Below are 10,734 nucleotides of genomic sequence, written 5' to 3'. Positions count from 1 at the left end.
TTGAGTCACTTCTTTTTTATCATGTTTGGGCAATTAATTTTACAACTTACCTGGTACAGATTCAAACGCCAAATGCCCAATTGTCGAAAAGTACAACCCTATAACCAACACATGGACAAGAGTTGCAGACATTCCGACACCCAGAAGCAATTTGGCGGCAGTAGCGATTAACGGTAAAATCTATGCGATGGGCGGCCTTCAAGACTCAGTAGGAGTTACATATATAACCGAAGAATATGATGTGGCAAGCAACAAATGGAAAAAAGTTGCATATTCCGGTACAGAAAGAGAAGGTCATACTGCATCTGTTGTAAACAATAAAATATATACAATTGGCGGATGGGATCGTTATTCAAACCTCGAAGAAGTTGTTGAAGAGTTTATTCCATAAATGTCTCCTCTAAAATACTTTTTAAAGCTATGAGGTATGGATGTCCATATCTCATAGCTTTTATAAAAAAATATAGCAGTCTCCGATTTTTAAGAGTAATTTGGCAAAGATAATACTTGTACCTCCATACAGCAGCTACAACAGAATCAGATTATCATCGCTACCGCCATTAATATTAATAAATAAACTATGTTTGCCAAAGTAAACCAAAGAAAATACCGTCCTTTAAGTTTATCATAATGGTTTGCAAATATTTTATAGGATATTAAGCTTGCCATCGATGCAATCAAAGTTCCAAGGCCGCCAATATTCACACCCTTTAATAATACCCGGTAGTTGTCCGTGAATTCGGATAATAAAAGTGCCGCGGGAACATTGCTTATGGCTTGACTTGCAAAAACACTTATGACAAGCTCCCGACCGGTTATCAAATTTTGCAATGCCTCTTTTACCGTGGGAATATTTTCCAAATTCCCTGTGAAAATGAAAAAGCAAATAAAAGTCAAAAGCAAAGAATAATCCACCGATTTTAATACATCCTTCTCCATTATGAAAACTACAATTAGCACTAAAACCAATACGACCATATAAGGCAAAATTTTAGCAACGCTTAAAAGAGACAAAACAAATAACGCAAGGTAGATTATGTTCTTTTTGAGGGAAAGCTGCGTTTTAGTCTGTTCTTTTATGACAACCACTTCCTGTTTGCCCTTTATAAGCAATAACGAAATTACCAGCAAAAGCCCGGAAACTACTGTATAAGGAAGCATGCATTGCATAAACTCCAATATCCCCACCTGAGATAAATTATATAAATACAAGTTCTGGGGATTGCCTATGGGAGTTAACATACTGCCAAGGTTTGCTGCTATTGTCTGAAGAACCACCACAGGTATAACCAGCCGTTCCTGCCCGCACTTTTTCAAAGTCAAAATAGCAAAGGGGACAAAGGTGATAAGGGCAACATCATTAGTAATCAGCATACTGAGAAAAAAGCACAAGAATACCAATACAAACGCCAATTGCCACACTTTTTTGGTTCTTTTTAGCAATGCAACGACTAAAGCATCAAAAAGTCCGTTCTTTTGAAGGCCTGCCATAACCGTCATCAGGCTTAGCAAAATGCCTAATACACACCAGTCAATATATTCCATATAAGCACTTGTAGGCGGAACAAAAAAAGCGGACAAGCAAGCAAGTATTGCGGCCGCCACAAGCACAACTTCTTTTTTTAAAAAAGCAATTATTCTGTTTTTCATGCCTCTACTCCCTTTACATCAATGCAATATGTTCGTTTACCTAAGTTTTCGATTATTTCAACAGCTCTACCCATAGAGTTTCATATGCACGATAATATTTGTTAAGTTGTTTCGTAAACTTTCTACCGCATTTTCACTATAGTTCTCAATTCAATCTCACTTTATTGCACAAATACTTTCCTGTATCAATACTGCTCCAAAACTTTTTTATACGGCGCAAGCATACCTTCATTCATTTTATTTCCAACTTTAGCCTTAAGCTTTGGAGAAGATATGAGGGCACCTACAAGATACATTTTTAATGCAGTACCTCTTTTCTTTTGAGGAAAATCATACAATCCGTGTTCTTTGTAAAAGCGGTGGTCAGCCTTCATCAGCCCGCGCATTAACCAGATAAGGTCCCTGAAGATTTTCATTCCGCCGACACCATAGAAATTTGGAGGCTGGACATATTTATGACTTATCGCATATTCAAGCCTTGCTGCAAGTCTGTCTATTTCCTCATCCGGATTTGATTCATCACACGCAACTCCCGCAAGAAAATTACCTCCAACCTCGCTTCGCCCTTCAATTATCATCTGCAGGTTGGTCTCTGCCGGATAATTACCGCTAATCAGGTATCCTGTGGGCTTTCCCATGGTCACTGTTCTGTGACCGTTGCAAAACTGCCTGTCATCATACATTTTAAAAATGGAGCCCATGGAATGGTCCTTGATAGAAAATGCATATATTATGGCATCTGCAGTCTGAATATTGTTGCGCAAAAAGTCATCAAAACCATCCTTGAAAATGCATTTTCCCGAAGCAGCACAATTAAAGCAGCTTATACATCCTCCATGAAAAGGATACTCCGAAATATGGACAATGCGGCTGTTATAATTTAGAACTGCCCTAAACCTGTCAATCATATCATTAAGCTGTTTGTCGTCTTTTGCACAATCCGTAACAATAACCACATCGCCATTCTTTTTCTCTTGAGTTGGTTTTGCAGGACTAACCGGAAGATGCGCAGGAGCCGAAGATGCCTTTGGAGCAGGTTCATATATGTCATTTTTTATACACCAGCATACATATTGAAAAAAGTCTATTGCAGCTTTACGTCCGTTTTCCGTAAGAAGGTCATCCATATCGGCAGACAGCCCCTTGATGTACTTCATACCAAGGTCATGACAGTTGTCCTCAATATACTTATGGGCTGTCACGTCATAAAAATGTTTTGAAGTGGTAATCTGGGTGGCAAATTTCCCCCACACATCAAGGCCGGATGCCTTTAAAAGCTCTATAAAACGGTGCAGCTGACTTGGTGCAATAAAGGTATAAACAGGATAAGAGAAAATAATCAAATCTGCACTTGTTATCGCCTCACTCACAGTTGAAAAATCCTTTTCAATGGATTTAATCTGTTGACCGACACGGAGAAACTGAAATTTATGCTCCGAAAACTTCTTTTCCAGATACAATAAAGTTTGCAGTGTAATACTAAAATCTCCTTTGGGACTCCCATTTAAAACCAAAACGTTCATACTGCACCTCCTGTAATTTTCCTACTTCCAAACCTCTCGTAAGTACGCCCCTCACAGGTAACTTTTATTAAAGAATTTCTCTTTAAAATTATAACTTAGTATGATATTCCAATTCATTCTTTAATAGGCCGCTTAAACCTTTTATCGGAATTAATATCCATTCTCTATTATATTTTGTTTCCTCGTAAACTCTCTTTACCCTTATTGCTTTATCATTATATATCAGATTTTTAAATTTTGCATCTCATAAAAAGTTACATTTAAAAAGAATAGTTTTGGAATATTTCTTAAATATCCCTAATATCCAATACCACATACCATAAAAAACCCCACTCATATAGATTATTCTATCTAAGTAGGGTTTTAAGTGCTTTCCAACCTTTTATGCATCTTGATTTACATTTTTATTAGTTTAGAGTACCGAGAATTCAAACTCATCACCGGAAGACTTGAGAAGCTTGGTAGATGTAAGGCCATTTTTCTTTAAATGCTTGGCAAGGTTATCATGCATCAGAATGCGGATATCCTTATAATCAGAGTAATGCTTAAGAATTTGGTCTGCAAGTCCCTTTATCTCTTTTCCCGATACCGGCATCGTACAAAACTCCCTGATGGAAGGAGCAAATCCTGCGCCATCCCTTGCTTGCTCGTATTTTTCAAGGATAAAATTGCCGTTATCATCTTTTCGATAGGTTATTGCCACCGGAACAATGCTGCCGCTCTCTTCCGACAAGGTGTCCTCAAAAATCCTGTATCTGGCACTGTAAGTAGTCGCAAATACTTTTAGCAGATTCTTTTCCTCATAACTTCCAAAGATTTTCGGCGCAACAACTACAAATCCTTCCCCTTTAGGGTCTGAATTCATCTCAATTTCCGTGGTATAAACAAGCTTTTCAATGGGATCCTCGCCGTCATATTCAAAATTGGGAAGCTTTCTTTCTTGGCGGATGGACAGTGCATTATACCACTCTCTCGGACTTAGTGAATCATCGGTAACATTATTTCTCGGGCCTAAGAGCTCTTTACACAGTCTCATCATGATATGCCCCCGAAGTCCTTCATCATTACCTGCTTCAAACTGCGAAAGCAAATATTCCAGCGCCTCTTCACCGTATTTCAAAATGTTTTGGTATTCTTTCTTATTGACATAGATATAATCCTGCGGATTGGAGGATATGTCTGGCGATGACATTATGACACTTAAGTTTTCTTCTATAATCTCGCCAATGCCTTCATTTTTCGGAATGCCATATGTGCCGTTAATTAGCTTGCCAAGTTCCTCCTCACTTTTGGCAAAATCCCGCACATCTTTTCCGCATCGCTTGTTCGCCCACTCCCTCGTGTATTGTATAGAATACGGGGATGCTCCATCATCCAGTGTAAAATTGATATTTTCAACGTTTCCAATCAGGGAAAACATAATCAACGCATTAGTTTCAAACTGCTGTTGGTTTGCTTCAACATTATATATGTTTTTGGATTCAGTATTCGTTTTGAGATTCACATTTACTCCATAAGGTTCACTGTCTGTATAAAGCTCAAAAGAATTATAATCCACGTTGTCGGGAAACTTTAATGAAAAGATAATACCTCCAACCTTTGAGTTGTCACCCACATACTCGGTTTTATTTTTTAAAAGCTGTGATAAAGGCTTATTCTCAACTGGTTTTTGAGAAACCGGATTAGCCAATAAACCGATTCCTGCGGCTACAGCTACTACTAATGCAACGGCAATCAACCAAAAGGTTGGTTTTTTGTAATTCAATACATTCTTGATTCTGTCTTTAACATTTCCCTCACCAAAAGCCAGAGGGCTTCCATTTAAAATATGTCTTTCGGTTGCAAGGGACAATAATGAATTGGCATATGGCTTTTTAATATCCAAATCCATTTCTTTTAAAACACTCTCGTCACAGGAAAGCTCCATATCCTTGCTCATTAATCTGAATGCAACCCACACAAGGGGATTGAACCAGTGTATGGCTAATATTAAGAAAGCTAATATTTTAATGATATAATCTTTGCGCTTGATATGGGTTTGCTCATGCAGCAAAATATATCTTCTCTCGGTAGCCTCAAGTCCGGCCGGCAAATATATCTTGGGCTTTCTTACTCCTAATACAAAGGGAGTTTTCAAATTCCGGACTTCGAAGATATTCATATCTATTTGCTCTGCATTTTTAAGCTGTCTTTTTAGTTTCAAAACCGACACCAAACTGTAAATGAGTAATGTTATTATTCCCAAAACCCAGATATATGATCCAATTTCTATATAAATCTGCAATGTATAAATCTGCAATGGATTTACACTTGCCGCAACATCCGGCTTGGGAAGGGACTGGTTTACAATAGCGTCCATTGCTTCTATCCCGCTATCAATTTTGGGACTTTGCTGATAGATGATTTCATGGGAAATCGGAACAGTATTCATATTCCGGGGCAAAAGACTGTACATGCTTTCAAAAGAAAACGGAATTATAAGGCGAAAGGCCACAACACCCCACAAAGCATAGGAGATGAATTTCGGAGCTTTTTTAAGTAACAGCCTAAGAAGCATCACGCATAAAATTACATAGCTTGCTGTAAAACTCATATTTAAAACGGAGAGAAATAACTCACTCATTTATAGCACCTCCTTGTGCCCATAAGTCAATCTTCCCAACTCTTCATTCTGATGTTTGCTGCTTTTTTTGCCGCTTATATGCTTTATTTCACTTTGTGAAAGCTTATATTCTTTCATGTTAGTCCTCCTTGGTCTATTTATTATAGACTTTATATTATTAGTCTATTACAAATAGACCAATATGTCAATAACGTTTTTTATTATTCTGAGGAATCGTTCCAATTTGGGTTGAATTTAAAAAGTTTTGAAGGCCTATGCCCTGCATCTTTGGTGTACTCGTTTGTTTCAATTACCATATCGGCTATTTTCCTCCTGAAGTTTGCTTTTAACAGCTCCTTGTCCAAAATCACCTCATACACCTGCTGGAGCTCCGTCAAAGTAAACCTTGCCGGCATGAGGTTAAACGCAATATCGGTATACTCAATTTTATTTCGCAGCCTTTCAATAGCATATTGTATAATCTTTGCGTGGTCAAAAGCGATACCGTTTGATTCGACAATTTCTCTTTCTACTCTGGATATTTTTCCTTCAACAGTTTTTACCGTCTTTATAACCGCTGAAAGATTTTCCTCCTCGTTGGACAGCTTTAAGTTATACAACCGCTGCAATATATATCCCTTTTCGGTCACTGTTTTTTGCTCCTGATACATATTACACGATACGGTAAACCATTTGGCATCATCGGCATCATCACTGGCCTTGATATTGAGATTGGAGCTGTCCACCAGCGCCATATAGGAAACGCTTATTACCCGTGTGCGGGGGTCTCTGTCTACATCTCCCCAGGTATAAAGCTGCTCCATATATATATTGTCAATATTTGTCTCTTCTTTCAGCTCCCTTAAAGCTCCATCTTCCAGATTTTCATCCATGTTAACAAAACCGCCTGGAAGCGCCCATTGTCCTATATACGGATGGTCACCCCTTTTAATCATCAACAATCGCAAAACCTTTTGAGGAAGCTTTCTATAATTCTCCTTTTTTTCATCAGTCACAGTAAAAATCAGCATATCCACCGTCATTGACGGCCTCTCAAATTTGCTGGCATCATAAGCCGCTAAAAACTGCTCTTCGGTAAGTCCTTGTTTATTAAGCTTTTTTGATTCGCTCATTGTTTCACCTCGAATTTGAAATTTGAGTTTTGATATTATCATTATGTTAGTATCATTATATTTATTTATTGCCCCGTTGTCAATACTCCTACAAGCCCATTTTTCCCTTATCTGTTTCTCTTTCCAACAACATCGGGCCCGTATAACAACCTATTTTTAAATCAAAAAAAGCTCCCCCGTGTATAGGGGAGCCCACCCTTTCATTATTATTTGCATATTAAGAAATATCGATTCTTCTTCCTCTGTAGCGAGTCTCTTTCTTTGGCAGTATCAATGTCAATACGCCTCTTTCATGCCTTGCCGTAATCCTGTCGCTATCAACATTTTCAAGAGTAAAGGACCTTGACATCGAACTTGCTCTTCTTTCTTTTCTTAGGTAATTCTCTTTTTTCACTTCTGTCTGTTCATCGCATTTGGCACTTATCGTGAGTACATCACCATTGACTTCAATACTGATGTTTTCTTTGTCTATTCCCGGCATATCGGCTTCAAGAATATATTCTTTATCGTTTTCACTTATATCGACTTTCATTTGATTGCGGCCGTAAAACGCAGAGAAAAATTCGTCGTTGAAAAAGTCGTCAAAAAAGTTGTCAATATCAAAAAAGTCTCCGTTTCTTCTTTGAACACCTGTTCCTCTTCTTCCAAAAGGTACTATTCCGAACATAAACAACACCTCCAAATTTTTTGATATTGATTTGACGTTTAATCATCTTTATATATTATTTATACAATTTTGCAGCTATATTATCAACTTTAGACTTTGACTTTCCTTGACCTTTGCTTTTTGTTAATAATGATTCAACTGAATTTTCTCTGTGAATCTCAAAATATCTTCATATTTCTATTCAAATCTATTCTAAATATGTTAATTTTGTGAGTTGTCCGTTTTATCTTTTTGATTTTGAAAAAAAATAAGAATGGCCTTGCCGATATATCAGTCAAAGCCATTCCCAATTAATATATAATTTAAAACGTGAAGGGCATTATTAGCTTATTGTTTCAGCCTCTACCAAGGCTACCACACCGTATTTTTCCCTTAAACGGGGCTTTTCAATCTTTCCTGTAGGATTTCTTGGAATCGTGTCAAAAATAATTTTTTTAGGACGTTTATAACGCGGTAGTGAAAGACAGAATTTGTTTATTTCTTCTTCAGTGCACTCGCAGCCAGGCTTTAACTCTATAATAGCTGCAGCTATTTCTCCCAAACGCTTATCCGGAAGTCCAATAACCGCTGCATCCTTGATTGCTTCATGTGCCCTCAGAAAATCTTCAATCTGTACGGGATATATATTCTCTCCACCGCTGATAATTACATCTTTCTTGCGGTCTACCAGATAAATAAATCCGTCTTCATCCATTCTGGCCATGTCCCCGGTTAGAAGCCAGCCATCCTTGAGTACTGCGGCAGTAGCTTCAGGGTCCTTGTAATAGCATCTCATCACACCGGGTCCCTTGACAGCCAGTTCTCCTACCTCTCCCTGACTTACAGGACATCCCTTTTCATCTATAATTTTAGCCTCCCAATTATAGCCCGGCAAGCCTATGGCACCTACTTTGTGAATATTCTCAACGCCCAAATGAACGCATCCCGGTCCGGCAGACTCGCTCAGACCATAGTTGGTATCGTAAAGATGATGCGGAAAATACTTTTTCCAGCGGTGAATCAAGCTTGGCGGCACCGGCTGAGCACCAATATGCATAAGCCTCCATTGGGAAAGGTCATAATCTTCCAGTTTCAGTTCTCCCCTGTCAATTGAATCCAAAATATCCTGAGCCCACGGAACCAGAAGCCATACAATTGTAATTTTCTCTTCGGAAACTGTTCTTAATATCCATTCCGGCTTAATTCCTCTCAGCAACACTGCTTTGCTGCCGGCCAACAGGCTTCCGAACCAGTGCATTTTCGCACCGGTATGATAAAGGGGCGGAATACACAGGAAATTGTCCTCACGGGTTTGTCCGTGATGTTTCTGTTCTGTGTAACAAGCCGATACAAGACTTCCGTGGCTATGTAAAATTGCTTTTGGAAACCCTGTGGTTCCCGATGAAAAATATATTGCTGCATCGTCATCATCTGTAATTTCTATGTTGGGTGCTTCGGAAGAACAATTGGCGGTAAGACGGTCATAGCTTTCAGCAAAAGAAGGACGGTTTTCTCCTGCAAATAACAATAATCTCACATTGGGTATCTGGTCATAAATGTTTTCCACACGACCGATAAATTCCGGACCGAAAACCAAGGCTATGGAATCGGATAAGTTGAGGCAGTACTTTATTTCTTCGGCTGTATAGCGGAAGTTCATCGGTACCGCAATAGCCCCTGCCTTCAATATTCCAAAATAAATAGGCAGCCATTCCAAACAGTTCATCAAAAGTATAGCCACCTTGTCACCTTTTTTAATTCCTCTCTTGATTAGGAGATTTGCAAATCGATTTGCTTTTTCGTCAAAAACACGCCAGGTCATATCTCTGCGATATTCCCCTGCCGGATTGTTTTCGATGAGTTCATACTCGCGCCATATGACATTATGGCTTTCCTGAAGGTCCAGATTTATCTCTGTCAGACATTTTTCGTGACCGTACAACTCAGCATTGCGCTCCAAAAATTCAATAATGGGCATCTTCTTTTTCCTCCGTTCTACCAACACAACCTAAAAACTGTGCATGTATTTTTAAATTAATGAAGCCATACTACATATGTAATACAAGCTACCATAATTAATTATAAGGCTATGGAAATAATTATTCAATAGATTAAATTTATTTAACTTCGGAAAATTGACGACTCTGCATACTTTTCAAACTCTTTATGGGAATTCTTAAAATGCTGTTTTTAGGTTATTTGAATGGAATATAGCTCACTTGAAAATGCATATTATCTCGTAAAACAAACACCCAGATATGAATAAAGGCCACGCCAACTGCAACTGAGTAGCCTTATAATTATTTGAGTTCCTCGTATATAGACTCAATACAATTTTGTGCCCACATCTTATATTCGCTTTTCCCTGCAAATTCAGGCTTAAAGTACCATCGAAAAAAATCTTCAGCCAAAGCAGGAAAGCGATCATAATCCCATGCACCATCATCGGAGTAAATAAAACCATCAGTTATTTTTGCAAGAGATGCAGCTATTAAGCCATAAGCAAGGTTAATTATGCCCGGCTGCCCCGCACTCCTTCTAAAAGACCAGTAATGTCCAATTTCTATACTTTTATTGATTGAATCCGCAAATTGCCTCACCTTGGCATTAATACTAATTTCCTCTTTCCATATTTCTTTATCAAATTCGGTTATTTTGTGATAATAGGAATCAGTCCCTCCATCAACTCCCCGAATAAAAAACCATACATAATAATCGTCATTCCAAATTAATTTATCGTTCATATTGAATTTTACCTTAGAATGATCTATATTTTTATGGATTTCGACATCCAGGATAGCACTTTTTATAATACCTGAATCTCTTAAAAAGGAATTAATCCTTTCGTTTGAAATATCCAGTAGTTCTGCAAAGGAAGGTACATATTCTTTTCCCGGATATACCTCAAAAGTTGTACTCATAATCTATTCACCTTTAATTCCTAATAGTGAAACTATAACAAAATGTTTTTATGTAGTCAAATTACCCCTATTCTCACTTTATAGATAATTTCTGTGGAAATATCACTTCAATAAGTAGTTGGAATAAAAGCAATGCACTTTTTAGAATGCTTAAATCCTTGTTTTACTGGAAGTACCACTTCAACAACAGAAAACTATAGCGAGAACACTCAAATTCATGTGTTTCAATCCTTGTTTTACTGGAAGTACCACTTCAACT

The 10,734-nt window shown here is 38.0% G+C and carries 8 protein-coding genes; 1 reads left to right on the top strand and 7 read right to left on the bottom strand.

What is annotated here, in order from left to right:
• Positions 1-79 precede the first annotated feature (79 nt).
• Entirely contained in the window at positions 80-391 is a 312-nt protein-coding gene (locus tag PLH43_RS10590) for a kelch repeat-containing protein (RefSeq protein WP_324362885.1), read from the top strand.
• A 146-nt stretch (positions 392-537) separates the two neighbouring features.
• Here PLH43_RS10590 and PLH43_RS10585 read toward each other — a convergent pair whose 3' ends face one another.
• The 7 genes from PLH43_RS10585 to PLH43_RS10555 all read right to left on the bottom strand — a co-directional run bounded on the left by PLH43_RS10585 (position 538) and on the right by PLH43_RS10555 (position 10,475).
• Positions 538-1,650 (bottom strand): SLC13 family permease, encoded by a 1,113-nt coding sequence (locus PLH43_RS10585; protein WP_324362883.1) that lies wholly within the window; start codon positions 1,648-1,650, stop codon positions 538-540.
• Between the two features lie 185 nt (positions 1,651-1,835).
• On the bottom strand, positions 1,836-3,173 hold the full coding sequence (locus PLH43_RS10580; protein ID WP_324362881.1) for an NAD(P)H-dependent oxidoreductase: 1,338 nt from the start codon (positions 3,171-3,173) through the stop codon (positions 1,836-1,838).
• Positions 3,174-3,585: 412 nt separating this feature from the next.
• Entirely contained in the window at positions 3,586-5,796 is a 2,211-nt protein-coding gene (locus PLH43_RS10575) for a M56 family metallopeptidase (protein ID WP_324362879.1), read from the bottom strand.
• Between the two features lie 200 nt (positions 5,797-5,996).
• Positions 5,997-6,908, bottom strand: a complete 912-nt coding sequence (locus PLH43_RS10570; protein WP_324362877.1) for an NUDIX domain-containing protein — start codon at positions 6,906-6,908, stop codon at positions 5,997-5,999.
• Positions 6,909-7,125: 217 nt separating this feature from the next.
• Entirely contained in the window at positions 7,126-7,575 is a 450-nt protein-coding gene (locus PLH43_RS10565; RefSeq protein WP_324362875.1) for an Hsp20/alpha crystallin family protein, read from the bottom strand.
• A 322-nt stretch (positions 7,576-7,897) separates the two neighbouring features.
• A complete protein-coding gene (locus PLH43_RS10560) occupies positions 7,898-9,532 on the bottom strand; it encodes an AMP-binding protein (protein ID WP_324362873.1) in 1,635 nt (544 codons plus the stop codon).
• A gap of 322 nt (positions 9,533-9,854) precedes the next feature.
• On the bottom strand, positions 9,855-10,475 hold the full coding sequence (locus PLH43_RS10555) for a hypothetical protein (RefSeq protein ID WP_324362871.1): 621 nt from the start codon (positions 10,473-10,475) through the stop codon (positions 9,855-9,857).
• Positions 10,476-10,734 lie beyond the last annotated feature (259 nt).

The organism is Acetivibrio sp. (genome assembly GCF_035371925.1).
In the GTDB taxonomy this organism is placed as follows: Bacteria; Bacillota; Clostridia; order Acetivibrionales; family Acetivibrionaceae; genus Hungateiclostridium.
Note: the sequence above shows the minus strand (reverse complement) of the source record. Positions and strands in the feature narration are given on the sequence as shown.

Excerpts from the sequence above, each read along its gene's own strand:
- PLH43_RS10560 (WP_324362873.1), bottom strand. The coding sequence starts at position 9,532 with ATGCCCATTATTGAATTTTTGGAGCGCAATGCTGAGTTGTACGGTCAC.
- PLH43_RS10575 (WP_324362879.1), bottom strand. The coding sequence starts at position 5,796 with ATGAGTGAGTTATTTCTCTCCGTTTTAAATATGAGTTTTACAGCAAGC.
- PLH43_RS10580 (WP_324362881.1), bottom strand. The coding sequence starts at position 3,173 with ATGAACGTTTTGGTTTTAAATGGGAGTCCCAAAGGAGATTTTAGTATT.
- PLH43_RS10570 (WP_324362877.1), bottom strand. The coding sequence starts at position 6,908 with ATGAGCGAATCAAAAAAGCTTAATAAACAAGGACTTACCGAAGAGCAG.
- PLH43_RS10565 (WP_324362875.1), bottom strand. The coding sequence starts at position 7,575 with ATGTTCGGAATAGTACCTTTTGGAAGAAGAGGAACAGGTGTTCAAAGA.
- PLH43_RS10585 (WP_324362883.1), bottom strand. The coding sequence starts at position 1,650 with ATGAAAAACAGAATAATTGCTTTTTTAAAAAAAGAAGTTGTGCTTGTG.
- PLH43_RS10555 (WP_324362871.1), bottom strand. The coding sequence starts at position 10,475 with ATGAGTACAACTTTTGAGGTATATCCGGGAAAAGAATATGTACCTTCC.